At 65.8% G+C, this 25,217-nt stretch carries 26 protein-coding genes; 10 read left to right on the top strand and 16 right to left on the bottom strand.

All coding sequences use genetic code 11. The features are described from left to right. Positions 1 to 56 precede the first annotated feature (56 nt). Positions 57 to 503: a nucleoside deaminase gene (locus VK804_RS24745; RefSeq protein WP_325375112.1), complete on the top strand. Its 447-nt coding sequence runs from the start codon at positions 57 to 59 to the stop codon at positions 501 to 503. Positions 504 to 669: 166 nt separating this feature from the next. Here VK804_RS24745 and VK804_RS24740 read toward each other — a convergent pair whose 3' ends face one another. Continuing rightward, positions 670 to 1,578: an alpha/beta hydrolase gene (locus VK804_RS24740; protein ID WP_325375111.1), complete on the bottom strand. Its 909-nt coding sequence runs from the start codon at positions 1,576 to 1,578 to the stop codon at positions 670 to 672. 134 nt (positions 1,579 to 1,712) lie between these two features. On the opposite strand from VK804_RS24740, the gene VK804_RS24735 reads away from it, so the two are divergent. After that, the gene (locus VK804_RS24735) at positions 1,713 to 2,945 is read left to right on the top strand and encodes an acyl-CoA dehydrogenase family protein (protein ID WP_325375110.1); all 1,233 of its coding nucleotides are present in this window, start codon (positions 1,713 to 1,715) and stop codon (positions 2,943 to 2,945) included. Positions 2,946 to 3,175: 230 nt separating this feature from the next. On the opposite strand, the gene purD is transcribed toward VK804_RS24735, so the two are convergent. From purD to VK804_RS24705, 6 genes are all read right to left on the bottom strand, one after another. Further along, on the bottom strand, positions 3,176 to 4,459 hold the full coding sequence (gene purD, locus VK804_RS24730; protein ID WP_325375108.1) for a phosphoribosylamine--glycine ligase: 1,284 nt from the start codon (positions 4,457 to 4,459) through the stop codon (positions 3,176 to 3,178). A 190-nt stretch (positions 4,460 to 4,649) separates the two neighbouring features. Beyond that, a complete protein-coding gene (locus VK804_RS24725; protein WP_325375107.1) occupies positions 4,650 to 4,958 on the bottom strand; it encodes a transcriptional regulator in 309 nt (102 codons plus the stop codon). Continuing rightward, entirely contained in the window at positions 4,958 to 5,521 is a 564-nt protein-coding gene (locus tag VK804_RS24720; RefSeq protein WP_325375106.1) for a hypothetical protein, read from the bottom strand. Before VK804_RS24720 ends, VK804_RS24725 begins: the two co-directional genes overlap by 1 nt. Further along, positions 5,518 to 6,504, bottom strand: coding sequence for an alpha/beta hydrolase (locus tag VK804_RS24715; protein WP_325375195.1), 987 nt, complete (start codon positions 6,502 to 6,504; stop codon positions 5,518 to 5,520). Before VK804_RS24715 ends, VK804_RS24720 begins: the two co-directional genes overlap by 4 nt. Before the next feature lie 82 nt (positions 6,505 to 6,586). After that, complete coding sequence (locus VK804_RS24710) at positions 6,587 to 7,558, bottom strand: hypothetical protein (RefSeq protein ID WP_325375104.1); 972 nt, start codon at positions 7,556 to 7,558, stop codon at positions 6,587 to 6,589. Between the two features lie 137 nt (positions 7,559 to 7,695). Further along, positions 7,696 to 8,700 carry an alpha/beta hydrolase gene (locus VK804_RS24705; RefSeq protein WP_325375102.1) on the bottom strand — a complete coding sequence of 335 codons (1,005 nt, stop codon included), beginning with the start codon at positions 8,698 to 8,700 and terminating at the stop codon, positions 7,696 to 7,698. A gap of 151 nt (positions 8,701 to 8,851) precedes the next feature. Here VK804_RS24705 and xseA point away from each other — a divergent pair, with 151 nt between their 5' ends. Then, the gene (xseA, locus tag VK804_RS24700; protein ID WP_325375100.1) at positions 8,852 to 10,462 is read left to right on the top strand and encodes an exodeoxyribonuclease VII large subunit; all 1,611 of its coding nucleotides are present in this window, start codon (positions 8,852 to 8,854) and stop codon (positions 10,460 to 10,462) included. A 70-nt stretch (positions 10,463 to 10,532) separates the two neighbouring features. On the opposite strand, the gene VK804_RS24695 is transcribed toward xseA, so the two are convergent. Beyond that, positions 10,533 to 11,372 carry a dienelactone hydrolase family protein gene (locus VK804_RS24695; protein ID WP_325375099.1) on the bottom strand — a complete coding sequence of 280 codons (840 nt, stop codon included), beginning with the start codon at positions 11,370 to 11,372 and terminating at the stop codon, positions 10,533 to 10,535. A gap of 200 nt (positions 11,373 to 11,572) precedes the next feature. Here VK804_RS24695 and VK804_RS24690 point away from each other — a divergent pair, with 200 nt between their 5' ends. Next, positions 11,573 to 11,794, top strand: coding sequence for a DUF2093 domain-containing protein (locus VK804_RS24690; RefSeq protein ID WP_325375097.1), 222 nt, complete (start codon positions 11,573 to 11,575; stop codon positions 11,792 to 11,794). A 114-nt stretch (positions 11,795 to 11,908) separates the two neighbouring features. Here VK804_RS24690 and lpxK read toward each other — a convergent pair whose 3' ends face one another. From lpxK to VK804_RS24660, 6 genes are read right to left on the bottom strand one after another with little or no spacing between them, the layout of a single operon-like run. After that, on the bottom strand, positions 11,909 to 12,934 hold the full coding sequence (lpxK, locus tag VK804_RS24685) for a tetraacyldisaccharide 4'-kinase (RefSeq protein ID WP_325375095.1): 1,026 nt from the start codon (positions 12,932 to 12,934) through the stop codon (positions 11,909 to 11,911). Beyond that, positions 12,927 to 14,231: a 3-deoxy-D-manno-octulosonic acid transferase gene (locus VK804_RS24680; RefSeq protein ID WP_325375092.1), complete on the bottom strand. Its 1,305-nt coding sequence runs from the start codon at positions 14,229 to 14,231 to the stop codon at positions 12,927 to 12,929. The genes lpxK and VK804_RS24680 overlap by 8 nt, the downstream gene beginning before the upstream one ends. After that, positions 14,224 to 14,940, bottom strand: a complete 717-nt coding sequence (locus VK804_RS24675) for a lysophospholipid acyltransferase family protein (RefSeq protein ID WP_325375090.1) — start codon at positions 14,938 to 14,940, stop codon at positions 14,224 to 14,226. Before VK804_RS24675 ends, VK804_RS24680 begins: the two co-directional genes overlap by 8 nt. Next, positions 14,937 to 15,182, bottom strand: coding sequence for a DUF4170 domain-containing protein (locus VK804_RS24670; RefSeq protein ID WP_325375089.1), 246 nt, complete (start codon positions 15,180 to 15,182; stop codon positions 14,937 to 14,939). Before VK804_RS24670 ends, VK804_RS24675 begins: the two co-directional genes overlap by 4 nt. A gap of 59 nt (positions 15,183 to 15,241) precedes the next feature. After that, on the bottom strand, positions 15,242 to 16,060 hold the full coding sequence (locus VK804_RS24665; protein WP_325375087.1) for a 3'(2'),5'-bisphosphate nucleotidase CysQ: 819 nt from the start codon (positions 16,058 to 16,060) through the stop codon (positions 15,242 to 15,244). Beyond that, a complete protein-coding gene (locus VK804_RS24660) occupies positions 16,047 to 17,447 on the bottom strand; it encodes a TldD/PmbA family protein (RefSeq protein WP_414642839.1) in 1,401 nt (466 codons plus the stop codon). Before VK804_RS24660 ends, VK804_RS24665 begins: the two co-directional genes overlap by 14 nt. A 284-nt stretch (positions 17,448 to 17,731) precedes the next feature. Between VK804_RS24660 and VK804_RS24655 the strand changes: the two genes are divergently transcribed. Then, positions 17,732 to 18,256: a DUF6101 family protein gene (locus VK804_RS24655; RefSeq protein WP_325375085.1), complete on the top strand. Its 525-nt coding sequence runs from the start codon at positions 17,732 to 17,734 to the stop codon at positions 18,254 to 18,256. A 7-nt stretch (positions 18,257 to 18,263) separates the two neighbouring features. Here VK804_RS24655 and ubiA read toward each other — a convergent pair whose 3' ends face one another. Beyond that, positions 18,264 to 19,196: a 4-hydroxybenzoate octaprenyltransferase gene (gene ubiA, locus VK804_RS24650; protein ID WP_325375083.1), complete on the bottom strand. Its 933-nt coding sequence runs from the start codon at positions 19,194 to 19,196 to the stop codon at positions 18,264 to 18,266. 10 nt (positions 19,197 to 19,206) lie between these two features. After that, positions 19,207 to 19,878 carry a hypothetical protein gene (locus VK804_RS24645; protein WP_325375191.1) on the bottom strand — a complete coding sequence of 224 codons (672 nt, stop codon included), beginning with the start codon at positions 19,876 to 19,878 and terminating at the stop codon, positions 19,207 to 19,209. Positions 19,879 to 20,091: 213 nt separating this feature from the next. Between VK804_RS24645 and VK804_RS24640 the strand changes: the two genes are divergently transcribed. The 5 genes from VK804_RS24640 (at position 20,092) to VK804_RS24620 (ending at position 25,109) form a co-directional block, all read left to right on the top strand. Further along, positions 20,092 to 20,850, top strand: a complete 759-nt coding sequence (locus VK804_RS24640) for a 16S rRNA (uracil(1498)-N(3))-methyltransferase (RefSeq protein WP_325375082.1) — start codon at positions 20,092 to 20,094, stop codon at positions 20,848 to 20,850. Between the two features lie 139 nt (positions 20,851 to 20,989). Beyond that, the gene (locus tag VK804_RS24635; protein ID WP_325375080.1) at positions 20,990 to 22,156 is read left to right on the top strand and encodes an ATP phosphoribosyltransferase regulatory subunit; all 1,167 of its coding nucleotides are present in this window, start codon (positions 20,990 to 20,992) and stop codon (positions 22,154 to 22,156) included. Continuing rightward, the gene (gene hisG, locus VK804_RS24630) at positions 22,153 to 23,130 is read left to right on the top strand and encodes an ATP phosphoribosyltransferase (protein ID WP_325375078.1); all 978 of its coding nucleotides are present in this window, start codon (positions 22,153 to 22,155) and stop codon (positions 23,128 to 23,130) included. Before VK804_RS24635 ends, hisG begins: the two co-directional genes overlap by 4 nt. Positions 23,131 to 23,220: 90 nt before the next feature. Beyond that, positions 23,221 to 24,267 (top strand): glycosyltransferase family 2 protein, encoded by a 1,047-nt coding sequence (locus VK804_RS24625; RefSeq protein WP_325375076.1) that lies wholly within the window; start codon positions 23,221 to 23,223, stop codon positions 24,265 to 24,267. Continuing rightward, on the top strand, positions 24,264 to 25,109 hold the full coding sequence (locus VK804_RS24620) for a ChbG/HpnK family deacetylase (protein WP_325375075.1): 846 nt from the start codon (positions 24,264 to 24,266) through the stop codon (positions 25,107 to 25,109). Before VK804_RS24625 ends, VK804_RS24620 begins: the two co-directional genes overlap by 4 nt. Positions 25,110 to 25,217 lie beyond the last annotated feature (108 nt).

Below are 25,217 nucleotides of genomic sequence, written 5' to 3'. Positions count from 1 at the left end.
TGTCCACTTTTGCTGAAGGCGTTTCTCATAGCAGGTTTATTCCGATGATACGAGGCATGACCGTCCCCTCTTTCATGGATTTGGCGCTGAAAACGGCCGAAAACACCGGAAAATCCGGCGAAGTTCCGATCGGATGCGTGATCGTGCGGGGTTACGAGGTGATCGCTACCGCCGGCAACCGCACGCTGACCGACCGCGATCCGACCGCGCACGCGGAAATCCTGGCGATCCGGCAGGCCGCCGACGCCATCGGCACCGAGCGGCTGGTCGATTGCGACCTCTACGTCACGCTGGAGCCATGCACGATGTGCGCCGGCGCGATTTCGTTTGCGCGGATCAGGCGACTGTATTACGGGGCGGCCGATCCCAAGGGCGGCGCGGTGGAATCCGGCGTGCGGTTCTTTGCCGCGCCGACCTGCCACCACGCGCCGGAGGTCTATTCCGCCGTGGGCGAGACCGAGGCGGCGACGCTCTTGAAGGATTTTTTCAAGGTGCGGAGGTGATCGCTCGTCACCTCCCCCGCTTGCGGGGGAGGTCGACGCGCGAAGCGCGGCGGGTGGGGGAAATCTATCCGCGGGCACCGGCGTATTGGTCGGGCACCCCCACCCCGGCCCTCCCCCGCGAAGAGCGGGAGAGGGAGCGCACTTCCGTTGCGGAGATGGGAGAGATTCAACCCGCCAGAAAAAACTCCCGCAACAACCTCGCCGTCGCGTCGGGATTTTCCTCGGTCAGAAAATGCCCGGAATCGACCGGCTCGCCCGACACATTGGTCGCCCATTTTCTCCAGGTATCGAGCGGGGTCACCGCGGCGGCGCTGGCGATGCCGGCATTGCCCCACAGCGCCAGCATCGGGATCGTGATTTTCCTGCCGGCCGCGAGATCCGCCTTGTCGATCTCGAAATCGGCATAGGCGCCGGCGCGGTAGTCCTCGCACATCGCGTGCACGCGGGAGGGATCGCGGAACGGGGCGAGATAATGTTCCAGCGCGCGCGGATCGATGGCATCGAGATTCTTGCTCTTGGTCTGGCTCGCCATCTTGAAACGCAGGAAGAAATCCGGATTACCGCCGATCAGCGTCTCCGGCAGCGGCGCGGGCTGCGCCAGGAACGTCCAGTGATAGATTTTCAGCGCATAGAGCCGGTTCATGCGCTCCCAATATTCATAGGTCGGCAGGATATCGAGCACCGCCAAACGCGACAGCCGGCCGGGATGATCGAGCGCCAGGCGATAGGACACCCGCCCGCCGCGGTCGTGTCCGGCGAGTGCAAAATGCACGTAACCGAGCCGCTCCATCGCCTCCACCATCGCCCGCGCCATCGCGCGCTTGGTGTAGGGCATGTGATCCTTGTCGCTGTCGGGCATGTCCGACCAGCCGTAACCCGGCAGATCGGCGATGATCAGGGTGAACCGATCGGCGAGCTGCGGCGCCACGCGGTGCCACTGCACATGGGTCTGCGAAAACCCGTGCAGCAACAACAGCGGTGGTCCCTTGCCGCCGACGCGGGCGAAAATGCGACCCGAATTGGTGTTGATCCATTCGGAGGCATAGCCGGGATAGAGGTCGGCGAAATCTGGCATTTTCACAACTCTCATGTCGTCGGCGGCGCGGCGGGGTCCGCTTCAAACTTTGTTTGTCGTTGCCGCAGGCCGCCAGCGGATATATGCCATCCGGCAAGCCCGACCAACAACAAACCAGTGCGAGGAAACCCCCGATGTCGATCGATTTCGAAATCCCGGCCGAGGCCAAGGCGATCCGCGAGAAAGTCCGCAAATTCGTCCATGACGAATGCATCCCGGCGGAGAAGGAACTCGACACCAAGCCCTACGAGGAAGTGCTAGGCAAGCTCCGGGCGAAGGCGCGCGCGCAAGGGCTGTGGTGCCCGTTCGTGCCGAAGCAATATGGCGGCATGGGGCTAGGCCCGCTCGCCAACGCGCTGGTGCAGATGGAGCTCGGCGAGAGCATACTGGGCGCGCTGTCGATGAACACGCAAGGCCCCGACGATGCCTCGATGCTGACCATCCTTGAGCACGGCACGGAGTACCAGAAGGAGAAATTCCTGAAGCCGCTGTTGAACGGCGACAAGCGCATCTGCTTCTCGATGACGGAAAAGGCCTCGGGCGCCGACGCCACCGGCATGCGGACGACAGCCGTGAAGGACGGCAACGAGAATTACATCCTCAACGGCGAGAAATGGTTCTCCTCGTCCGCCAGCGTCGCCGACATGGCGCTGGTGATGGCCAGGACCGATCCGGACGCGCCGCGCCACAAGCAGTATTCGACCTTCATCGTCGAACTGCCGAACCCCGGCTACAACATCAAGCGCAACATCAAGAACATGGCGATCGAGGGCCCGCATTACGACAAGCTCTCCGGCGGCCATTCCGAAATCGAGATCAAGGATCTGAAAGTGCCGGCCGACAATCTGCTCGGCGGCGAAGGCAACGGTTTCAATATGGGCCAGCACCGGCTCGCCTATGGGCGCTTGCGTCACGGCATGCACAACGTCGCAAAGGCCCAGCGCGCGCTCGACATGGCGGCGGCGCATGTGACAAAACGTTCGACCTTCGGGGTGCTGCTGGCCGACCGCCAGGGGGTGCAATTCATGCTCGCCGAATGCGCCACCCAGCTCTATATCGGGCGGCTGATGCTGCTGCACATCGCCTACAAGGCGGAGAAGGGCATGGATCTCAGGCAAGAGAACTCGATCGCAAAGGTCTATCTGGCGCACATGGTGCATCACGTGATCGACACCGCGATCCAGCTGCACGGCGCGCTCGGCTTCAGCCAGGATACGATTTTGGCCAAATGGTACACGCAGGTGCGCTCGCAGCGGCTGGTCGATGGTCCCGACGAGGTGCACAAATGGCGGGTCGGCCGCAACGTGATCCGGGCGTTCCGCGAGCACGGCACCACGGCGCTGGCCGCAGGCGGCGATTTGCTGTGAGACGCGCGTGATACGACCGCATAATTGTCATTGCCGGGCTTGACCCGGCAATCCATCCTCTTCGCAAGAGTATTTTGAAGATTGATAGATACGCGGGTCAAGCCCGCGTATGACGAGTGGAGGTGCGGAGGCAATGCGCATTACCCGTCATTGCGAGCGGAGCGAAGCAATCCATCGTGCCGCAAGGTGGATTGCTTCGTCGCAAGCGCTCCTCGCAATGACGGGAATAATCAACCCGCTTGCTTCTCCCGCTCCACCGCCTGCCAGCCGATGTCGCGGCGGCAGAATCCGTCAGGCCACTTGATACGGTCGACCGCCGCATAAGCGCGGGCTTGCGCTTCCGCAACGGTCTTGCCGAGCGCGCAGATATTCAGCACGCGCCCGCCATTGGCGAGAATGGCGCTGTCCTTCGCCACCGTGCCGGCATGGAAAATCTCGACGCCCTCGACTTTCGCAGCCTCATCGAGGCCCTCGATGCGCGTGCCTTTCGCGTAATCGCCGGGATAACCCTTGGCCGCCATCACCACCGTTAGCGCGGACTCCGGAAACCAGCGGACATCGAAATTCTTCAACTGGCCGTCGCAGGAGGCGAGCATCGCCGGCACGAGGTCCGACATCATCCGCAGCATCAGCACCTGGCATTCGGGATCGCCGAACCGGACATTGTACTCGAACAGTTTTGGTCCGTCCGCCGTCAGCATCACGCCGGCATAGAGCACGCCGCGAAACGGCGTTCCGCGCGCCTTCATGCCGGCAACCGTGGGCAGGATGATCCGCGACATGATCTGATCATGAATCTCCGGCGTCACGAAGGGCGTCGGCGAATAGGCGCCCATGCCGCCGGTGTTCGGCCCCTGATCGTGATCGAATACCCGCTTGTGGTCCTGGGCGGACGCCAGCGCGATCGCGGTGTCGCCGTCGGACAGCGCGAAGAAACTGATCTCGCGGCCCGACAGAAACTCCTCGATCACGACCTCGGCGCCGGCAGCCCCAAACGCGCCGTCGAACATCATGGCAATGGCAGCTTCCGCCTCGGCCACGGTCTGTGCGACCACGACGCCCTTGCCCGCCGCAAGGCCGTCGGCCTTGACCACGATCGGCGCGCCCTGTTTTCGCACATAGGCCAGCGCATCGGCCGCATTGCTGAACCGGCCATAGGCGCCGGTCGGAATGCCGAACTCCGTGCACAGCGCTTTTGTAAATCCTTTGGACCCCTCCAGCTGCGCGGCCTGCCTGCTCGGCCCGAACGCCTTGATGCCGGCGGCGGCGAGATCATCGACGATGCCGGCGGCGAGCGGCGTTTCCGGGCCGACCACGACCAAATCCACCGCGTTTTCATTGCAGAAATCGATCACGGCGGCGTGGTCGGCGATGTCGAGCGCCACGCACTCGGCCTCGCGCGCGGTCCCGGCATTGCCGGGCGCGCACCAGAGTTTCGTCACCAGGGGGGAAGCCGCAATCTTCCACGCCAGAGCATGTTCGCGGCCGCCGGAACCGAGCAGGAGGATATGCATGACGAGCAGCCGGATGGGGCGTGAAAATCTGTCGGTCGCACGAGTCCGCCCCTCGCCGCAAGGGGCAGATTTCCGTCATTCCGGACGGCGCGCCCTGCGCGCCGATCCGGAATCCCGAGATTGCAGCATCAGGCATGCCAGCTCCAGATTCCGGGTTCGATGCTGCGCATCGCCCCGGAATGACGGGAAACTAACCCCGCCCCGCCGAGGCCGCGATGATCTCCTGTAGCGTCGCGACATGGCGCATGAAGGCGCCGCGCCCGGCGGCGGTGACCGTCACCGTGGTCTGCGGCTTCTTGCCGACAAAGGCCTTGTCGACCGCGACATAGCCGGCCCGCGCCAGCGTCTCGATATGGGCGCCGAGATTGCCGTCGGTCGCCCCGGTCAGCTTCTTCAGCCGGGAGAATTCCAGCCCCGGGGCGGCGGCCGGCAGCGCGTTCAGCGCCGCCATGATTTGCAGCCGCAGCGGCTGGTGGATGACGTCGTCGAGCTCGGCCATCACTCGCCCCAGCGCATCCAGAGGCCGCTGAGGATCAGCCCGCCGCCATTGACGGCGGCCATCCACAGCAGGAATGCGAAGCCGGTGATGAAGAAATAGCCGATCAGCGTCAACACGGAGATGGCAACGCCGATGGCGATGAAGGCGTGGCCGAACCACAGGCCGGCGAGCACGTAAAACAGCATGAAATAGATCGGCCAGAACGCACCCATCTCGCGCGGGCCGAAATGACCGAGTACATCGGTGCAAAGAACGCCGAAGCCGTAGAACAGCAGGAACGCGACCAGCACCCTGAAGTCGAACGCGCGCACGCCGGTGCGGCGAGAACCGGCGATACTGATGACGGCGGCAGCAGCGACGTTGAGGATGTTGATGCTGATCCAGATGTAGGGGCTGTAACGCGGCGCGATGTAGGTCGCGAGATTGCCGGCCAGCACCAGCACGCCGGCTGCGATCATGATCTGGCTGGCAATGTCGTAGATCCGCGACTGGCGGACGCGGCGAACGATATCGTCGATCTGGCTGAGCGCTTCGGAAGCCTGTTTGATGTCGATGCTGGTCATGACCCGCTCCCTGCTTTCGCCACATCGTCGGCGATGACAGATAGCGCCGCCGGGTCGCTGACGATAGCCATGTGATTGACGCCGTCGATCAGTTTCACGGGGACACGCGGTCCGACCGTGTCGCCATACTTGTCGGGAAACATCAATTCATCGGCGGCGCCCGCGTACAGCGCGACCGGCTTGCCGGCGGCGGCGAGATCCGCGCGATATTGCGCGGCGCCGAAATTGCGCATCAACCGGTACGAATAGGTCGAGGCCAGGATCGCGCTGGTATCCGGGCCAACCGCGAACGCAATCGTCGGCAGCGACTCGCAGCAGGTGATGCCGAGGCGGCGCAGCACGGACAGGCCGAGGAAGCGCGGGAGGTCGGGGCTCGCCCAGCCGCCGGCGTCCTGGCGGCTCGACGGCGCGTCATAGCCGAGATAGGGCGACAGCAGCACCGTGCGCGCGAACAGGTTCTGGATCGAGGAGCCCGCGATCCGCAGCGCAAAGCCGCCGCCGGAGGAATGGCCGAGCAGCGTCAGCGGCGCGGCGGCATTGGTCTTGCGGATCTCGGCGACCAAATCCGACATGTCGTCCTCGAGCTGGCCGAGATAGACGATGTCGCCGCGCGTGCCGGAGGCGCCATGGCCGCGAATGTCTGGCGCCCAGGTCTCGACGCCATGCGCGGCGAGCGCCTTGGCCAGCGCGTGAACGGCGACGCTCGACCCCGACGAGCCGTGGATGAGCACGGCGGCCTGCCCGCTAGCGGGCCCGCGCGCTGGATAATGACGGTAGCCAAGCTCGGTGCCGTCGCGGGCATGAAACCGCTGCAGGGGCGGCATATCGCTGCGATCGACCGCGCCCGCCGCCGCCGAAATAGACGTCAGCTCCGGCGGCCGCTTGATCGGCGTCGCGATCATCGCCGCCAGCACCAGTCCCACGAAAGCGACGAGCGCAAGGCCCCAGACGATGGCCTTGAAGCTTCCCCAAACGATGGTCATCAACATGAACAGCCTCCAAATTGAAATTCTTGAGCACTGAAAACAGGGGTCGATCGGGACAGCGTGTCCGCCCGAAATTCCCTTACACGGCGGGTTTCACCGCGACCAAGACGGACCGCTCGTCCGCTCTCGAGATTTCGGATCGGAACGGCTGCCTGCTCGCCCAGATGGGCTGGCTCGGATGCCAGTCGAGCACCTGCATTTGATCGCCGCACACGGTCTCTACGCGACCCTGCACCAGATCCGCGGCCATCCTGATTGAAATCGAAAACGACGAGGTTTGCGGTTTGCTCTCACGACCGTCGCAGCGCGGCAGCGGAGGTTCGAAAACAACGCGAAGAAACTCGCCATTGGCGCTGTGATCGACATACTCCCTGAGTTGTCCGGTCTGGTCGATCGCAAGCGAGACGCTGCCGCCCCAAGGCTTGTTCAACACATAAAGGCCTGCAGTCTCCGACGACGGCATGTATCCACCAGGGCCGAACGTGGCCTTGAACGATTGGTAGAGAATGAGGGCGATCGAAATTCCGTGGCTGTACGACCACTTGAAGCGAGATGCACCTTGGGGTTCTTCACGGCCGAAAGCATAATTCGTGGATCCGATCAGCGCGCGGCCCTCCCGGGCCAGGGCGCCGGTATCGCGATAGAAGACGAGGAACGCCCGGTCGCTCATGTGACCGCTCTGGTCGGTCAATCCCGCGCCCTGCCGGGTCAGGGTTCGGTCCGCATCGAAATCGACATCGATAGCCACCGGCATGGATTCGACATCGTCGAACCGCACCTGTACGCCGCGAGGTCGACCGACGTCTCCCGATATCCGATAGGTAATCTGGCGATAGTTGCCGCCAACGAAGCTCGCCAATCGGGGATCGTTGCGGTAGTGAATCTGGCGCTTGGTACCGGCGCGTTCGGTGAACCAGACCCATACAGCGACGCGGCCATCATGGTCCGGTTCGCGGCTCGCCACTTCGACCGCTTCGAAGACCGGATGATGCGGCAGCCAGAGGAACCAATGATGATCCCAGAAGTCGACCACGGTCGAGAACGGCACCAACGGATGGAGCATGGCGGATTCCTCCGGCGCGGCGACTGCGGAACTGCGAAGCAAGGGCGGTGGACACGCGAGTAGCGCCGCGGCCCCCATTGCCTGGCGGATGAATTGGCGCCGCGCGTCGCTGGTCAGACCCCCGATCATGAGTTCGGCTCCGAGTTCGCGACGTCGTCGGCGATCGCCGACACCGCCCTGGGGGCGCTGACGATGCCGATGTGATTGACGCCCTCGATCAGCTTCACATTGACCGGCGGCGCAATGCCGCGCACGGCCTCGGCATATTTCTCCGCGATCATCAACTCGTCGTCGGTGCCCGAGAAGATCGTCAGCGGCCTGGTCGCCGCCGCCAGATCCGTGCGATAGCCGCGCGTTGCGAAATTGCGCATCAGCCGGTCGGAATAGGCCGGCACCAGAGCCATTTCCGAATGCGGCGGCACCGCGAAGGCAAGCGTCGGCAGCGCCGCGCAGCAATCGATGCCGAGCTTGCGGAGCGCCAACAATCCGAGCACGCGCGGAATGTCGGCGTTGGCCCAGCCGCCGGAATGCGGGTAGTTGGTCGGTGCATCATAGCCAAGATAGGGCGCCAGCAGCACGGTGCGGGCGAACAGGTTCTGGATCGGCGAGCCCGCGACCCGCAGCGCAAACCCACCGCCGGCGGAATGGCCGATCAGCGTCAGCGGCAGGGTCGGCGCGCGCTTGCGGACCGCCGCGACGAAATCAGTCAGATCATCCTCGAGTTGGCCGACATAGCCAATATCGCCGCGGGAGCCCGAGGTGCCGTGGCCGCGAATGTCGATCGCCCAGGTCTCGACCCCGCGCGCGGCGAGCGCCTCCGACAGCGCGTGAATGGAGCCTCCGCTCGATCCCGAGGAGCCATGAATAACGATGGCGCCGCGGCCGATTGCCGGACCAGTGGCGGGATAGTGCCGGAAGCCGAGCAGCGTGCCGTCGCGCGCGGAAAACCGCTCGACATCAGGCAGATTGGAGAAATCGACGGTCTTGCGGCCTTCCGAAAGCGAACGCAGTTCAGGAGGGCTTTTCAGCGGCGTGGCGACGAGGGCCGTGAGCAACAGGGCGGCCGCGCCCACGAGGCACAGCAGCCATCTGACGGCGCTAAAGAACCCGATTAGCAGCGATTTTGCCATGACATCACCCGATACTATGGATCAATATAGAGTACTCTATATCACAGAGTAAGCGGATTGCAAGGACCAAATTGCAAGTCGCGATTAGCGGTCGCCGCCGAAAATCCCTACCTTGGGCGCCAGTCCAAAAAACCCGAATCGATTGTCCGCAATGCCCGCCCCCGAAGCCCTGATCAACGCGCCGGAATTCACGGTGACCGAACTGTCCTCCGCCCTGAAACGGACGGTGGAGGACAATTTCGGCCATGTCCGGGTGCGCGGCGAAATCACCGGTTTCCGCGGGCCGCATTCCTCGGGACATTGCTATTTCGCGCTGAAGGACGAGGGCGCCAAGATCGAGGCGGTGATCTGGAAATTCGCGCATGCGCGGATGCGCTTCAAGCCGCAGGAAGGGCTCGAGGTCATCGCCACCGGCAAGCTCACGACCTATCCCGGCTCCTCAAAATACCAGATCGTGATCGAGGCGCTGGAGCCCGCCGGCGTCGGCGCGCTGATGGCGCTGATGGAGGAGCGCAAGAAGAAGCTTGCCGCCGAGGGCCTGTTCGACGCGGCACGCAAGCAGGAATTGCCCTGGCTGCCGGAGGTGATCGGCGTCGTCACCTCGCCGACCGGTGCTGTGATCCGCGACATCCTGCACCGGCTGCAGGATCGCTTTCCGCGTCGCGTGCTGGTGTGGCCGGTCAAGGTGCAGGGCGAAGGGTCGGCCGAACAGGTCGCAGCCGCGATCCGCGGCTTCAACGCGCTGCCGGAAGGCGGCCGTATCCCGCGCCCCGACCTGTTGATCGTGGCGCGCGGCGGCGGCTCGCTGGAGGATCTGTGGTCGTTCAACGAGGAGATCGTGGTCCGCGCCGCGGCCGAGAGCATGATCCCGCTGATCTCGGCGGTCGGTCACGAGACCGATATCACGCTGATCGATTTCGCCGCTGACAAACGCGCGCCGACGCCGACCGCGGCCGCCGAAATGGCGGTCCCGGTGCGCGCCGAACTGTTCGTCGAAGTCGCAGCCCACGCGCGGCGGACGCTGTTGTGCTGGCAGCGCGGCCAAGAATCCCGCCGCAATGAATTGCGCGCCGCGGCGCGCGCGCTGCCCGCCGCCGGCGAGTTGCTGGCGATCCCGCGGCAGCGGCTGGACGGCGCGGGTGCGTCGCTGCCGCGCGCGCTAAGGGCGAACACCCACGCTCATTTCCGCCGCTTTGCAAGTTCGAGCGCGCGGCTGACCATGCGGGTGCTGCGCGGACAGCTCGCACAGGCCGGCCACCGGCTGACGGTGAGCGGCGAACGCCTGACGCTATCCGCGCGGTCGCTGCTGCACAAACGCAGGGACCGCTTCGCCGGACTTGCGGTCCGGCTGCAAGCCTCGAAACTCTCCAACGCGCAGGCGCAGCGGCAGGCCATCGCGCGCAACCGCGAGCGTGTGACCAGGCTCGCCGAACGCGCGCGCCGCGCGCTGGCAACCGCGACGCAGCGGCTTGCAGCGCGCGTCGAACACAGCGGGCAACTGCTCGGCGCCTTGTCCTATCGCAGTGTGCTGGCGCGCGGCTTCGTGCTGGTGCGCGACGAGCAGGGCCACGCGGTGTATGCCTCAGCGAGCGTGGGTTCGGACGCGCGGCTCGATCTGGAATTTTCCGACGGCCATGTCGCGGCGACCGCCGACGCCGATCGCCCGGCGGTGATACGCCCGGCGAGGCCCGCAGCCAGCGAGCCGAAGCCGGCGGCGCCGAAGCGGGTAGTCAAGCCAGTCGGGCAGGGAAGCTTGTTCTGAACTAATATCGCCGTCATGGCCGGGACAAGCCCGGCCATGACGATTTATTTCGATCGATCTAGCTCGTTTGCTATCTCGCCAGCCATTCCGCGACGCGCTTTTGCGAGTCGGCGCGGGCTTCGGGGTCGGTGCCGAGATGGCCGCGTTCGGGCAGCGCTGCATCCGACGTACTGCTTGCCACATGCAGCGGGAAATTGGCGCGGTCGAAATCGTGGTAGGCGCCGGGATAGACCACGATCCGGACCAGCGCGCTTCGCCCGCGGGCGCCGTCGATCATCTGGCGGCAGGCCGGCGGCGAACTGACATCGTCCTTGGCGCCGATCAGGACCAGCGTCGGAATCCGCGCGCTCCAGCCCAGCCCCGCCGAGACCCGGCAGTCCGGATAGAACGCAACGGCGGAACGGAAGTCCGGCTCGGCGCCGCGCGACGACAGTTGCGGCCGCACCGCCCACAACAGCGCGCTGGCGCCGTTCGCCCAGCCCATCAGGCTGATGCGGTCGTGCGCCGCCCAGGGCTGCTGCACCAGCCATTGCCTGGCCGCCATGATGTCGGCCACCCGTTCGCGGCGGGCGTGCACCCGGCGCTCGCCGACACGGCACTGCGGACCCAGCTCGCGCGAGCCGTAGCTGTCCGGCAGCAGCACGGCCTTGCCGCCCTTGATCAGTTGCTCGGCCCAATCGCGATAGCGCGGCGCCACCTGTTCGGAACGGCCGGCGGCCAGTCCGCCGCAGCCGTGCAGCGCGATCACCACCGGAAACGGGCCATCGCCGTCGGGCTTGTAGAGTTGCGCGTGCAGCACCCCGTTGGCCTGGGGTATGTCGACCTGATGCGGACTCGGCAACGGCGCCGCCGTGGCCGCAAAGGCCACGCTCAACAGCGTCAGGAATATGATTGCCGACGGAAGTCGCATCTCGATTGGCCGGTGGCGGCGGCGCGCTGAAAACAGCGTCCTCTGGCGAAACGCTAGCATGCGCGAAAGGCGGAATTTCATCACAAATCGGTGGGTTTGACGGGCGGACAGCAAGACCTATTTATGATAGATCGCCATTGGGAAAACCTTTAGCCCGGTTCGAATCGCCGGGCGACCGGGGAGTTCGGGAGAATTCGAGCGTGTTGAATAAATTCGGCCCCTCGGGCCATGGCGAGGCCCAGGTGCAATATCTGGACGGCGATTTCCGTGTGATCTCGCCGGGAACCTATGTGCGCTGCGCGGTGACCGACGCACGGATCCCGCTCGACGAATTGAAATACTGGAGCGTCGATCTGCAGGAGGCCTATGCCCTTCCAACCGCGGTGCTGCAGCGGCATTTTCCCGGCGCGCTGAAGGGATGAGAACGCAGGTTGGGCAAAGGCGCGCACTTCGCCCCCGTGCCTACCGTTCATCAAGATTGCGCGCGCTAGATGGCGGGCACGCTTACGCTTTGGGCTTTACCCTCCCTAAAGAATTCAAGTCCGAAACTTCTTCTCTCTCGCCCTGAACAGCCGTTCCGAGACGAACTTCCGTAGTCGCGCGGCGTCGTCGAATTCGAGCGTCACCTTGAACGGCACGATTTCGCGTGCCCAGACCGGCAGGCCCTCGCCTGCCCGGCGCAGCCGCGCCAGATCCTTTTCCGTCGTCACCAGGGTCAGGCCGTCACGCCCGGCGTCCGCGATCAGGCTCTCGATCTCGGCTTGCGAAAACGGATGGTGGTCGGCGAATGGCCGTTCGGCTGCGAGCTCGATCCCGCAGCCGCGCAGCGTCCGGAAAAACCGTTCGGGGTCGCCGATCCCGGCGAAGGCGAGCGCGCGCTTGCCGCGCAGCGAGGCCACCTGCGCCTCGTCGGCCACAAGATGCGCCGACAGCACCGGCTTTTCCCGCGCGGCGACCGCGGCGGCAACCGGCGCGGCGGCGGTCCCATTGCCGATCACGATCAGCGCATCGGTGCGCTCGAGCTGCGGCAATAGCGGCGCGCGCAGGGGACCGGCGGGAAACACGCGACCATTGCCGAGACCGCGGTCACCATCGATCACGATCAGCGAAGCATCCTTGGATATCGCCGGATTCTGAAAACCGTCGTCCATCAGGATCACGGTCGCACCTTGCGAGCGCGCCAGCGCGACGCCCTCCACGCGATCGCGCGCTACCGCGACCGGCACGGTGGCCGCCAGCATCAGCGGCTCGTCGCCGACATCGTCAGCCGCATGCCGTTCGGGGTCGACCTTGACCGGGCCGCGCAACCGTCCGCCATAACCGCGGCTGAGCACGACCGGCGTCTCGCCGAGTTCGCGCAGCAGCTTTGCGAGCGCCAGCACCATCGGCGTCTTGCCGGCGCCGCCGAGATGATAGTTGCCGACGCAGAGCACGGGAATGCCGGCATCGAAACCCTGGCGCTGCAACCGGTTTGCCGCGACCAGGCCGTAGAGTGCGCCGAGCGGCGCGAGTGACGAGGATGTCCACGACGGCGGCCGGTGCCAGAAGGCCGGCTCACGCATTCGCCGCTCCCATTTCGAGCCGCAATTGCAACAGATAGGGCTCCAGCGCGGCGAGCGTGCGATCGAGCGCGCCGCCGAGTTCGGCGACCACGCGCTCGGAGGCCGCCAGCGAGATTTGCCGCGCCGCGGGGTCGGCCAAAAGCTGGCCGAGCTGCTTCACCAGTGCCTCCAGCGTATCGGCCCGCCTGGCGCCACCGGCGACGTCGAGCGCATCATAGACGTCGGTGAAATTGAAGACGTGCGGGCCATGAACGATCGAGGCGCCGAGCTTGACCGCCTCGACCGGATTCTGCCCGCCATGCTCGACCAGCGATCCGCCCATGAACACGATTCCCGACAGCCGGTAGAACAGGCCGAGTTCGCCCATGGTGTCGGCGACATAGATGTCGGTGGACGCCATCGGCAGCTCCTCGCGCGAGCGCAACGCCGCGCGGAGCCCCGAGGCGGCGATGGTGCGGGCGACGACCTCGCCGCGATGCGGATGCCGCGGCACGATCACGCTCAGCAGGGACGGGAAGAATCCCGCCAGCGTGCGATGCGCCTCGATCAGAATCTCTTCCTCGCCGGGATGGGTCGAGGCCGCCACCACGATCGGGCGGCCGCGCGTCACCGACATCAGCCGCTCCAGCCTGACCGGATCGGCGGGCGGCGCCGGCACGTCGAGCTTGAGATTGCCTGTGGTGACGACATTGCGGCTGCCGAGCGCGATGAAGCGTTCGGCGTCGGCCTGGGATTGCGCGAGGCAGACCTCGAACCGGCCGAGCAGCGCGGAGATCGTGCCCGAGACGCGGCGCCAGCGCGGGAACGAGCGGTGCGACATCCTGCCGTTGATCAGGACCATCGGCAGCCGCCGCGCTGCGCTCAACAGGATCAGATTGGGCCACAGATCGGATTCGATGAACAGCGCCAGAGAAGGCCGCCAGTGATCGAGAAAGCGCGTGACATAGCGCGGCGAGTCGTACGGCACATATTGATGGATGATGTCGGCGGGAAACCGCTTGGCCACGATCGCCGCCGACGTCACGGTGCCCGAGGTCAAGAGGATGCGGATGTTGAGCGCGCGCAGCTTTTCGATCAGCGCTGCGGCGGCTAGCACCTCGCCGACGCTGGCGCCGTGGATCCACACCAGCGGTCCGTTCGGCCTGACGTCCCGGCTCATGCCGCGGCGCTCGCCGATCCGCGCCGGATCCTCCTTGCCGAGCTTCAGTCGCCGCTTGATCACCGCCGGCGCCAGCGGCACGATCGCAAAAGACAGCTTGCGGTAGACGCGCAGCGTCATCGGCAGCGTATTAGCCATGCGCCGCCCCTTGCGGACGGCCGAGCTGCGCATAGGCGCGACGGGTCGCCTCGTTCAGATTGGCCTCGAGCTCGGCGCGCAGTTTTTCCATGGTCTCGGCATCGGCGTCCGGCGGCACGACTACCGCTTCGATCCCCACCAATGCGCCCTTGCCGAATGGCAAATTGATGGTGGTACGATCCCAATTCTTCAACCGGATGAAGCGGCTGGTCGCCATTGCAAAGGGCATGATCGGCCGTCCGGATTCCCGCGCCAGCATGATGATGCCTAATCCGGCGACGCGCGAGCGCTTCGGCACGTCGGCGGTGAGAGCGACGTTATAGCCCTCCTCGAGCGCGCGCACCATCTCCCTGAAGGCGCCGACGCCGCCCTTGCGATGGAACGCCGAGCCGTGATCGCCGGAGCCGCGGATGGTGCCGATGCCCAGCCGTTCGGCGGCGATGGCGTTGAATTCCCCATCGCGATGCAGTGAGATCAGCACCTTGGCGCGATGGCTCTGCTTGGTCTTGATGAACGGCGTCATGAAATGCTGGCCGTGCCAGAACGCGAAGATCGCCGGCTGCTGCGGCTCGACCAGTTCATAGACGTCTCTGGGTTCGAAGCTGAACCGGTTGGTCAGCCACACCAGCCGCAGCCACTCGGCCGCGAGGAAGCCCACAGCACGCTGAACCCAGCTGCTGCGCAGCACGTTGCGAAGCAGTCTCTTCAACGGGCAGACTTCGCGTCTTGACCTGGATCGAGCAGCCGGTGGAGGTGGACGATGAAGTAGCGCATGTGGGCGTTGTCCACGGTCTGCTGCGCCTTCGCCTTCCAGGCGGTGTAGGCGGTCGCATAATTCGGATAGAGGCCGACGACTTCCACCTTGTCGAGATCCCTGAAGGTGGTGCCGCCGAGTTCGGTCAGTTCGCCGCCGATGACGAGATGAAGCAGTTGCTGGGCACTATCTGGCATGATCCCTTTTCCTAACGCAGTGTCCGGCAGATTGAATGGGCGACGCCAGCCCGGGGCATTCAGGGCAACGGGCGGTTGCGAAAATGCTCGACGATGCGAGCATGACGATCGCGCCCCGCTGCCACCAGCACCCCATGCGTCACCTCCCGGCGATTATACGAAATCGCGTCCCCCGAGAGCGCGGTCATGTTACCATCCGCTTCCTGCACGATCAAATTGGCCGCGGCAAGGTCCCAGTCGCGGCTTTGCCCGCCGGCGAATGCGGCGTCAAGACGGCCCTGCGCGACCCGGCAGAGCCGCAGCGCCAGCGATCCGATGCGCGGATGCAGGGTAATCTCGCCGCCAGTGCGGTTGAGCCGCTCGACCAGGGGCTTGGGTCCGGCGATGCGGGAAAAATCCAGATCAGTGCCGGCGGTCACACGAACCGGCACGCCGTTACGGAGCGCGCCCTGCCCACGCGCGGCAAAGAAAAATTCGTCCGTGGCCGGCGCGAACACTGCCGCGAGCACCGGCGAATCATCCTCGACCAGCGCTGCGCTCACGCACCAATCCTCGCGGCCGGCGAGATAGCCGCGGGTGCCGTCGATCGGATCGACGATCCATACCAGGTGTTTGCCGAGCCGGGACTCGTCGTCGACGCTTTCCTCCGACAACCAGCCGTAGTCGGGTGTCGCGGAGCGCAGCCGCTGCTCCAGCAGATCGTTGACGGCGATATCGGCTTCCGACACCGGTGAGGAGGCGCCCTTGGTCCAGTTCTTCAGCTCGGTGCGGAACAGCGACAACCCCAGCGCGCCCGCCTGCAGCACGGTATCCCGCAGCAGCGCGGCATCGCGCGCCAGAATTCCGTCGTCGACATCAGCCCCGCTAGCGTCCGCCAAGCGTCAGCCCCTCGATGCGCACCGTCGGGGCATTGACGCCGTAGCGGAATTCCAGGTCGTTGGCGGGCACGAGCGACTTGAAGATCTCGAGCAGATGGCCCGCGATCGTGACCTCGCTCACCGCGTAGCTGATCTTGCCGTTCTCGATCCAGAATCCGGAGGCGCCGCGGCTGTAGTCGCCGGTGACGCCGTTGACGCCGGAGCCGATCAGGTCGGTGACATAGAACCCCTGCTTGATGTCGCTCATCAGCTCGGCCGGCGTCGGCTCGCCGGCTTCGAGGTGCAGGTTGTATGGCCCCGGCGACGGCGACGACGATACGCCGCGATGGGCGTGGCCGGTGGTGACCAGCCCGAGTTCGCGCGCGGTGGCGCTGTCCAGCAGCCAGGATTTCAGCACGCCCTCGTCGATGATGGCGAGCTTGCGGACGATGACGCCCTCGGCGTCGAAGGTTTGCGAACGCAAGCCGCGCCGGCGCAGTGGATCGTCGATGATGCGGATGTTTTTCGCGAACAATTGCTGGCCGAGCCGGTCTTTCAGGAAACTGGTCTTGCGCGCGATCGAGGCGCCGTTCACCGCGCCGACGAGATGGCCGACCAGCGATCCCGACACCCGGGGGTCGAACACCACGGGCACCTTGCAGGTCTCGACCTTGCGCGGATTGGCGCGCGCCACCGTGCGCTCGCCGGCCTTGCGGCCGACTTCTTCGGGTGACGCGAGGTCGGAGGCATGCGGCGCCGAGGTGTAGTCGTAGTCGCGCTCCATGTTGGTGCCGTCGCCGACGATTGCGGTCATCGAGATGCCCTGGCTCGAGCGCAGGTAGGAGCCGTGGAAGCCGGTGGAGGTCACCAGCACCATGCCGCCGATTCCCGAGGACGCCGACGCACCGCCCGACTTGGTGACGCCCTTAACCGCCAGCGCCGCGGCTTCCGCCTCGCTGGCGCGGCGTTCGAGCTCCGCGGTGGTGGGAACATTGGCGTCGAGCAGATCGAGATCCGGGAAATCGCGCGCCAACAACGACGGATCGGCGAGGCCGACATATTTGTCGTCGGGTGCGACCCGCGCCATGGCGACCGCGCGCTCGGCGAGCTTCGCGATGCCGTCGCCACTGACGTCATTGGTCGAGACCACCGCCTGGCGCTGTCCCACCAGAACGCGCAGCCCGATGTCGTCGCCTTCGGAACGCTCGGATTCCTCGACGCGGCCGTCGCGCACCTCCACCCCTTGCGAGACGCCGCGCACCGCCACCGCGTCGGCGGCATCCGCGCCGGCGCGCTTCGCCGCCTCGACCAGCCGCTCCGCCAGCGAACTCAGGGTGGATTGATCGAACAGGCTGGCGCTGGCGGCGTCAGGTGAAAGCCTCGATGCGGCGGATGGTGAAGAGATCACGAACGAAATCCCGAACAATGAAAGGGGGCACGGCTGAATTGCCGGTCCTCAGAGATGTGCCTGATTCACGAGGACTTCAAGCAATTTAATGCACGAAACGGCAAAGATTTTCGCCAACGCCGCAACGTCTCGTCAATCATGTGAGCCAAGCACTTGTCAATCATGCGGGCGAATGCAAGGCAGGTGACGTCGGGTTAACCAGCCTTTTTAAGCGGTTTCGGATGCCGCTCTGGCATGCTCTCGCGTATCGACCGGGAACATAATCCCGGCGGGGAGACAAAGCCGTGAGGCGTCAAACATCAACAAGCGGGATCAACCCCGCCGGGTCGAGCCGCGCATTGCGGCTCGACCCTCTTTCCCTGCCCGTCAGCTTCGACACGCATGACAGCCGTGCCGACGGCGGCGTGCGCAGCATCGAGCTGCATCGCGAGCGCGTCGTGCTGCGTCGTGCCCTGCACGGCATGCGGATGGCGGTCAATGTTCGCGTGTGCGATTTTCTCGGCGTAGCACTGCGCGGCATCGACGATGCCCAGATGCTGGCGCTGGTGCATCGCGACCCCTCGCTGACGATTCCCTTGTGCGTAAGTTCCGACCCCGACGAGATCGCATCCGCCTGGGCAATGTGGAGCGACATCTTCGCGCTGCCGCAATTGCCGGAAGACAAATCGGCCGAACCGGCGGCGCGCCGGCGCCGTCACAACGCGATCCGCGCTCGGCGGCCGAAGTTTTTGGTGCGGCGGCGCAGCGGCGATCTGCTCAACCCGGCCAACATCCATCAGGGCGAGCGCGAGATCATCGCGCGGGATTGAGCGCGGGTTAGACGGTGGCCATCACTGCATCCGCGAGCAAGCCTGCGAACAGCAGCAAGCCCGCATCGCGGCTGGATTTGAAAATGCGCAGGCACAGCGCGGCATCGCCGATCTCGAGGCGCCCGATCTGCCAAACCAGATGCGCCGTGAATGCGGCAAGCCCGATCCAGGCCGGCAAGCCGGCGCCGGCAAGCCCGAGCGCCACGCCGATCAGGACCGCCGCGAGCGCGTAACACACCGTCAGCGCCGGTTTCGTGCGCGCGCCGAACAGGCGCGCGGTCGATTTCACCCCGATCAGCGCGTCGTCCTCGGCATCCTGATGGGCATAGATGGTGTCGTAGCCGACCACCCAGGCGATCGAGCCGGCGTAGAGCGCAAGCGCGGCCGCGTCGAGCCGCCCGAGCGTCACCGCAAACCCCATCAAGGCGCCCCAGGAGAACGCCAGCCCCAGTACGATCTGCGGCCACCAGGTGATCCGCTTCATGAACGGATAGACCACAACGATTGCGAGCGAGGCGATGCCGGTCAAAACCGCGAAGCGGTTGAACTGCAGCAGCACCGCAAGGCCGATCAGTGCCTGCGCGACCAGAAAGGCGAACGCCTGCCGCACGCTCACTTGCCCCGCCGGGATCGGCCGCGACCGCGTCCGCTCGACCTTCGCGTCGAGATCGCGATCGGTAATGTCGTTCCAGGTGCAGCCGGCGCCGCGCATGGCAAAAGCGCCGACGAAGAACAGCGCCAGCACAAGCGGCAGTTGGCCGATCGAGTGGGCCATCCGTGCCGCCAGCGCCGCCGACCACCAGCACGGCAGCAGCAGCAGCCAGGATCCGATCGGCCGGTCGAGGCGCGAAAGCCGCAAATAAGGCCGCGACCATTGCGGCGCACGGGTATCGACCCAGTTGCCGGTCGCATCGGCAACCCGGGTGGCCGCGCCGTTCATCGGGCTGATGTCATCGCGTCAGCACATTGCCGTTCAACGTATCGAAGGTGCTGCCGCCCTTCTTGGTCGTGGTAGAGGCTTCGGGAAGCGCCGCCGCAGAACCCAGCACTTCGCTCAGGCTCGGGCCGGCCGGCCCCCTTGTCTTCGCCTGCTCGGCGAAGGCGCAGACCTTCTTCTCCATGTTCTCGGTGCCCTTGTGGCCGGCCCTGAGCTGCTCCGCGACCTGCGGCGGAATCCCGCATTTCGCCGAGTTCTTCTCGACGTAGCTGATCATGTTGAGTTCGGCCTTGCCGAAATTGCCGATCAGCTTGCAGGCCTCATCCGGGGGCGCCTTGCGATCGCCGGCGGCCTTGATCAGCTTGCCGCGCTTCTCGGCTTCTTCGCGCAACGGGATGAAACCCTTCATACACGCCTCGGCGGCGGCTTGCTGCGACGGCGGAGCTGGTCCCTGCCCGAATCCTCCTCCGCCGCCGCCGAACGGCCCCGCGCCGGTGACCGGGAAGGAGGTGGGGGCCGCGCCTGCGGAAGGGGCTTGGGCCGGGCCATTCACCGGCGGAAAGGCCGGATCGTTGGGCTGGATCTGGCTCGGCAGCGGCGCCGGAAACGCGCCCTGCGCCAACGCCTGACCGGCGTGGACGGCGACGACCGCCACGGCCAGCGGCATAATCAAGCGGCGGATGATCAAGGCTGTCCCTCCGGCAAGCTGCAATGGTTCCCCAACGTCTTCCCGACAGAAGAGCGACTTCCGAGCGAGCCCATTTTACGATTCCTGCCGTCCCTTAACAACCCGTGGAATTTGGCAATAGCGCGGCGCAGAGTCGCGTCCGGACATCAATTATCGCGCCAGTCCTGCTCCTTTCGGCTAAAAGGCCGCGGGCCAATGGACCCTCAAAGCATGCCTCAGCTGGATTTTCGCAGTCGCCGCCTGTTCGTCGATGCCGCCCTGGCGGAGGGCCAAACGGTCGCGCTGGAGCGCAGCCAGGGCAACTATCTCGGCAATGTGCTGCGGCTTGGCGCGGGCGATTCCGTCCTGGTGTTCAACGGGCGGGACGGGGAATGGCGGGCCTCGATCGAGGGCCGCAAACGGGTGGATAGCCTCACCATTCTGGCCCAGGCCCGGCCACAGGATCGCTTGCCCGACCTCGCTTACGTGTTTGCGCCGCTGAAACATGCAAGGCTCGATTACATGGTGCAGAAGGCGGTCGAAATGGGCGCCTCGACCCTGCAACCGGTCTTGACCCGCTTCACCCAGGTCTCGCGGGTCAACGGCGAGCGGATGCGCGCCAACGTCATCGAGGCCGCCGAGCAGTGCGGCATTCTGAGCCTCGCCGAGGTCGCTGAGCCGGTCACGCTCGATCGCTATCTCGCCGCGCGCGAGGCGCAGCGCCTGCTGGTCTTTTGCGACGAGGCCACCGAAGTCGCCGATCCGTTTCGGGCGCTGCAGGGCGAACGGCGCGAGGCCGGGATCGACGTCCTGGTCGGCCCCGAAGGCGGATTTGCCGAGGAGGAACGCGCCATCCTGCTGCGGCAGGAACGCACGTTACGGCTCTCGCTGGGGCCGCGGATCCTGCGCGCCGACACCGCAGGCGTGGCGGCGCTGGCGCTGGTCCAGGCCGCGCTCGGCGACTGGATCGGTTCCGGCCCGGACAGGTAGCAGCCTTAACCGGTATTAAGGCGCGTATTGGCGTATTAAGGGACTTGGCTGATCCCTGTCGAAACCGGCCCCGGGCCATGCTAAGGGCTGCCCGGCTTACCGCCGGAACCGGTTTTCCGGCCCTCAACCGGACTTCGTGATGACCCTGACCGCCGCCCCTCGCGCGACCGGATCCGCCGCCTGGGCGGAGGGCCTGCTGTTGTCGTTCGCGCAAGCCGGCTACGCCAGGGCCGAGCCTTCGATCCTGCAGCCGGCCGAGCCATTCCTCGACCTTTCGGGCGAGGACATCCGCAAGAGTCTATATCTCACGACCGATGCCGGGGGCGAGGAACTCTGCCTGCGTCCCGATCTCACCATTCCGGTGGCGCGGGATTACCTTGCATCCGACCGCTGCGGCCAGCCCGCCGGCTTCAGCTATCTCGGGGCGGTTTTTCGCTACCGCGGCGGCCAGGCGAGCGAATTCCTGCAGGCCGGGGTCGAGTCGTTCGGAAGGCCCGATCGCGCCGCGGCGGATGCCGAGATGCTGGCGCTGGCGCTGGAAGCCACAGCTGCGGTCGGCCTGAGCGAGATCGAGATCCGCACCGGCGACGTGGCGCTGTTCACCGCACTGATCGATGCGCTTAAGCTCTATCCGGTGTGGCGGCGCAGGCTGCTGAAGGATTTCAACCGCAAGATCAACCTCGCCCAGGACATCGAACAGATCACGCTCGCAACCGGACCCGGCCACAACGAATATGAGGGTGTGCTGGCCGCGCTCGCCGGCTCCGATCGCAAGGCGGCGCTTGCGCTGGTGAGCGACCTGATGACGATCGCCGGCACCACCAATGTCGGCGGCCGCACGGTCGCTGAAATCGCCGATCGCTTCCTCGAACAGTCGACGCTGAAGAGCGGCGCGTTGCCGCGCGACGCGCTCGGCCTGATCAAGCGCTTCATGGCCATCGACGGCGAACCCGACGAGGCGATCGCGCGATTGCGCGCCCTCGCCGCCGACGCCAGGCTCGACATCGCGGCCGCAATCGATCAGTTCGAAAGCCGGGTCGGCTTCATGGCCGCGCGCGGCATCGACGTCGGCGCGACGCGATTTTCCACCTCGTTCGGACGCGGCCTCGACTATTACACCGGCTTCGAATTCGAACTGCATGCCAGGGGCAACGGCGTCGAACCGCTGGTGGCGGGCGGCCGCTACGACGGCTTGATGACGCAGCTTGGCGCCGCCAAGCCGATCCCGGCGGTCGGATTTTCGATCTGGGTCGAAACCCTCACCGAGATAGGCCGCCAGCCCGCAACGGCCGGGAGCGTGTCATGACGACGCCGTTCGTCGTCGCGGTCCCTTCGAAAGGCCGCCTGCAGGAGAATGCCGAAGCGTTCTTCACCCGCGCGGGAATGATGCTGGCAAAGCCGCGCGGCGCCCGCGACTATCGCGGCACCATCGCGGGCCTCGACCATGTCGAGATCGCCTATCTCTCGGCGAGCGAGATCGCCTGGCAGCTTTCGCGCGGCATGGTGCATCTCGGCGTCACCGGCGAGGACCTGGTGCGCGAAACCATTGCGGACGCCGACAGGCGCGTATTGCTGATCGACAATCTCGGTTTCGGCAGCGCCAATGTCGTGGTCGCGGTGCCGCAGGCCTGGATCGACGTCCGCACCATGGCCGATCTCGACGACGTCACCACCGGTTTTCGCGCCCAGCATAACCGGCGGATGCGGGTCGCGACCAAATACATCAACCTGACCCGGGCGTTCTTTGCTTCCCACGGCGTCGTCGACTACCGCATCGTCGAGAGCGCCGGCGCCACCGAGGGCGCGCCCGCGGTCGGCACCGCCGAGATGATCGTCGACATCACCACGACCGGCGCGACGCTCGCCGCCAACGGCCTCAAGGTGCTCGACGACGGCGTGATCCTGCGCAGCCAGGCAAACCTCGTGGCGTCGAAGGACGCCGACTGGTCGGCGGAGGCGCGCGAGACCGCGCGCGTCATCCTCGACCACATCGCCGCCCGCGCGCGCGCCAGCAAGTACCGGGAAGTGCGCACCCGTTTCAAGGAATGCGATGCAGCATTGCTGGCCGAGGCCCACAATCGTTTCGGGGTGGTCTCGCCGTTCGGCGGCCCGACTTCGTCGGGCATGGTGACGCTGCACTGCCCGCCGGCGCAGCTTTACGCGCTCGGCAGCTTTCTTCGCGCGCACGGCGCCGATACAGTGTCGGTGGCTTCGCTCGACTATGTGCTCGATCGCGACAATCCGCTGTTCGCCCGGCTCGAGGCATTCCTGCGGCAATGAGGCGAAGCGGCGCAGTCGTTGACGTGGCGACAAGTCGCGGTGATTGCCATATGTTGCGGTACCTTGTCTTGCGATGTTGGAACCTGATCGATGATGCTTGGTAGCGACGTTTCCAGCCTGTCCACCACCGCGGCCACCGCCGCGGCGCAGGGACTGTCGATCGTCGTGCCGCTCTATAACGAGGCGGCCGGGCTCGCGCCGCTGCACGAGCGTCTCGAAGGCCTCGCCAGGACGCTGCGGAGCCGCTACCGGCTCGCTTCCGAAGTCGTCTATGTCGACGATGGCAGCACCGATGCCACGCTTGCGATCGCGCGCGCGCTCGCAGCCGATGCGCTCGACGTGCAGGTGGTGTCGCTGTCGCGCAATTTCGGCAAGGAGGCCGCGCTGATGGCGGGCCTCGATCACGCACGGCGCGGCGCAGTGTTGTTCATGGACGGCGACGGCCAGCATCCGCCCGATCTGGTCGAGCAACTGGTCGGCCACTGGATCGATGGCGGCTATGACGTGGTCTATACCGCCAAGGCGCACCGCGACAATGAATCGGTGCTGCGGCGGCTTGCGGTGGCCGGCTTCTATGCACTGATCAATTGGGGTGCGCGGCAGAAGATCCCCGAGGATGCCGGCGACTTCCGCCTGCTGTCGCCGCGCGCGACCGCAGCACTGCGGCAGTTGCCCGAGCGCAACCGCTTCTTCAAGGGGCTCGCCAGCTGGATCGGCTTCCGCCAGATTCGCGTCGATTACGAACCGGCCGCCCGCGCCCACGGCATCACCACCTTCAACGCCGGCCGGCTGGTCGGGCTTTCGATCGAGGGCCTGACCTCGTTCTCGGTGGCGCCGCTGCGTTTTGCGAGCCTGCTCGGCGTGCTGCTCGCCACCGGCGCATTCCTGTTCGGGCTGTCGATCGTCTGGGAGGTCTGGACCACCGGCAAGCAGGTCCCCGGCTATCCCTCGCTGGTGGTCGGCCTGATGACCATCGGCGGCGTGCAGCTGATCATGATCGGCATCGTCGGTGAATATATCGGCAAGATTCTTTCCGAGCTGAAGGCGCGCCCGATCTATTTCGTCGCCGAACACAGCGAGAAGCATGCCGCGGCCGAAGCTGAAACGGCCGCCACCGAGCGGACCGCGGCCGAATGAGCGAGGCCGCGACGCCGCGCCGGATCTGGCTGTGCGCCGACGATTACGGTCTCAGCCCCGGCGTCAACCGTGCGATTCGTGATTTGATCGAGCGCAGCCGTCTCAATGCGACATCGGTGATGGTGGTTGGCCCTGCGACCGGCCGCGACGAAATCGGCAAGCTTCGTGACAGCGTCGCCAATAGCCCGCGTTGCGCGATCGGCCTCCACGTTACGCTAACCGCGCCATTCCGTCCGCTGACGATGCATTTCCGCCCCGCCGACGGCGGCATGTTCCTGCCGTTTGCGAAACTATTGCGCGCTGGCCTGCTGTGGCGGCTCGATCCCGAAATCATCCAGGCCGAATTGATGGTGCAGCTTGCGACCTTCGGCGAGATGTTCGGCCGCGCGCCCGACTTCGTCGACGGCCATCAGCATGCGCAGCTGTTTCCGGGCGTGCGCGAGGCGTTCCTGGCGGCCGTGAAAGCGGCCGCGCCCGGCGCCTGGGTTCGCCAGGGCGGACGCCATCAGAACCTCGCTTGGCGGCTCGGCTCGCCCAAGGCCGTTGTCCTCGACATCCTCAGCGCGCAATTTCGCCGCCGCGCCGCCCAGGCCGGTATCGCCTTCAATCCCGGATTCGCCGGCGCCTATGATTTCACAGGGCGGCCCGACTTCGGCGACTTGATGCGGCAATTCCTCGACGGGCTGCCGGAAGGCGGCCTCATCATGTGCCATCCCGGCTTCGTCGACGACACGCTGGAGAGCCTCGACCCGCTCACCACCCAGCGCGAACATGAACACGCCTTCATCGGGGGCGAGGAGTTTCCGCGGCTTTTGGCCGCGAATAAAGTTACACTGGGCTGATATCCTTCAAGGATCCCTCGAAAATCCCGTCGCACAAATTTAATTTTCGAGAGCCACTACTGGCGACACAAAGCCCCCCTACATCTCCGCCTGCGCTTCGACGCGAGG

It is taken from the genome of Bradyrhizobium sp., from assembly GCF_035484855.1.
Lineage (GTDB): Bacteria > Pseudomonadota > Alphaproteobacteria > Rhizobiales > Xanthobacteraceae > Bradyrhizobium.
Note: the sequence above shows the minus strand (reverse complement) of the source record. Positions and strands in the feature narration are given on the sequence as shown.

Excerpts from the sequence above, each read along its gene's own strand:
- ubiA (WP_325375083.1), bottom strand. The coding sequence starts at position 19,196 with ATGAACGGCGCGGCCACCCGGGTTGCCGATGCGACCGGCAACTGGGTC.
- VK804_RS24680 (WP_325375092.1), bottom strand. The coding sequence starts at position 14,231 with ATGGCTAATACGCTGCCGATGACGCTGCGCGTCTACCGCAAGCTGTCT.
- VK804_RS24695 (WP_325375099.1), bottom strand. The coding sequence starts at position 11,372 with ATGCGACTTCCGTCGGCAATCATATTCCTGACGCTGTTGAGCGTGGCC.
- VK804_RS24715 (WP_325375195.1), bottom strand. The coding sequence starts at position 6,504 with ATGACCATCGTTTGGGGAAGCTTCAAGGCCATCGTCTGGGGCCTTGCG.
- VK804_RS24705 (WP_325375102.1), bottom strand. The coding sequence starts at position 8,700 with ATGGCAAAATCGCTGCTAATCGGGTTCTTTAGCGCCGTCAGATGGCTG.
- VK804_RS24625 (WP_325375076.1), top strand. The coding sequence starts at position 23,221 with ATGATGCTTGGTAGCGACGTTTCCAGCCTGTCCACCACCGCGGCCACC.
- VK804_RS24640 (WP_325375082.1), top strand. The coding sequence starts at position 20,092 with ATGCCTCAGCTGGATTTTCGCAGTCGCCGCCTGTTCGTCGATGCCGCC.
- VK804_RS24735 (WP_325375110.1), top strand. The coding sequence starts at position 1,713 with ATGTCGATCGATTTCGAAATCCCGGCCGAGGCCAAGGCGATCCGCGAG.
- purD (WP_325375108.1), bottom strand. The coding sequence starts at position 4,459 with ATGCATATCCTCCTGCTCGGTTCCGGCGGCCGCGAACATGCTCTGGCG.
- xseA (WP_325375100.1), top strand. The coding sequence starts at position 8,852 with ATGCCCGCCCCCGAAGCCCTGATCAACGCGCCGGAATTCACGGTGACC.
- VK804_RS24720 (WP_325375106.1), bottom strand. The coding sequence starts at position 5,521 with ATGACCAGCATCGACATCAAACAGGCTTCCGAAGCGCTCAGCCAGATC.
- lpxK (WP_325375095.1), bottom strand. The coding sequence starts at position 12,934 with ATGCGTGAGCCGGCCTTCTGGCACCGGCCGCCGTCGTGGACATCCTCG.
- hisG (WP_325375078.1), top strand. The coding sequence starts at position 22,153 with ATGACGACGCCGTTCGTCGTCGCGGTCCCTTCGAAAGGCCGCCTGCAG.
- VK804_RS24620 (WP_325375075.1), top strand. The coding sequence starts at position 24,264 with ATGAGCGAGGCCGCGACGCCGCGCCGGATCTGGCTGTGCGCCGACGAT.
- VK804_RS24725 (WP_325375107.1), bottom strand. The coding sequence starts at position 4,958 with ATGGCCGAGCTCGACGACGTCATCCACCAGCCGCTGCGGCTGCAAATC.
- VK804_RS24635 (WP_325375080.1), top strand. The coding sequence starts at position 20,990 with ATGACCCTGACCGCCGCCCCTCGCGCGACCGGATCCGCCGCCTGGGCG.
- VK804_RS24740 (WP_325375111.1), bottom strand. The coding sequence starts at position 1,578 with ATGCCAGATTTCGCCGACCTCTATCCCGGCTATGCCTCCGAATGGATC.
- VK804_RS24745 (WP_325375112.1), top strand. The coding sequence starts at position 57 with ATGACCGTCCCCTCTTTCATGGATTTGGCGCTGAAAACGGCCGAAAAC.
- VK804_RS24670 (WP_325375089.1), bottom strand. The coding sequence starts at position 15,182 with ATGCCAGATAGTGCCCAGCAACTGCTTCATCTCGTCATCGGCGGCGAA.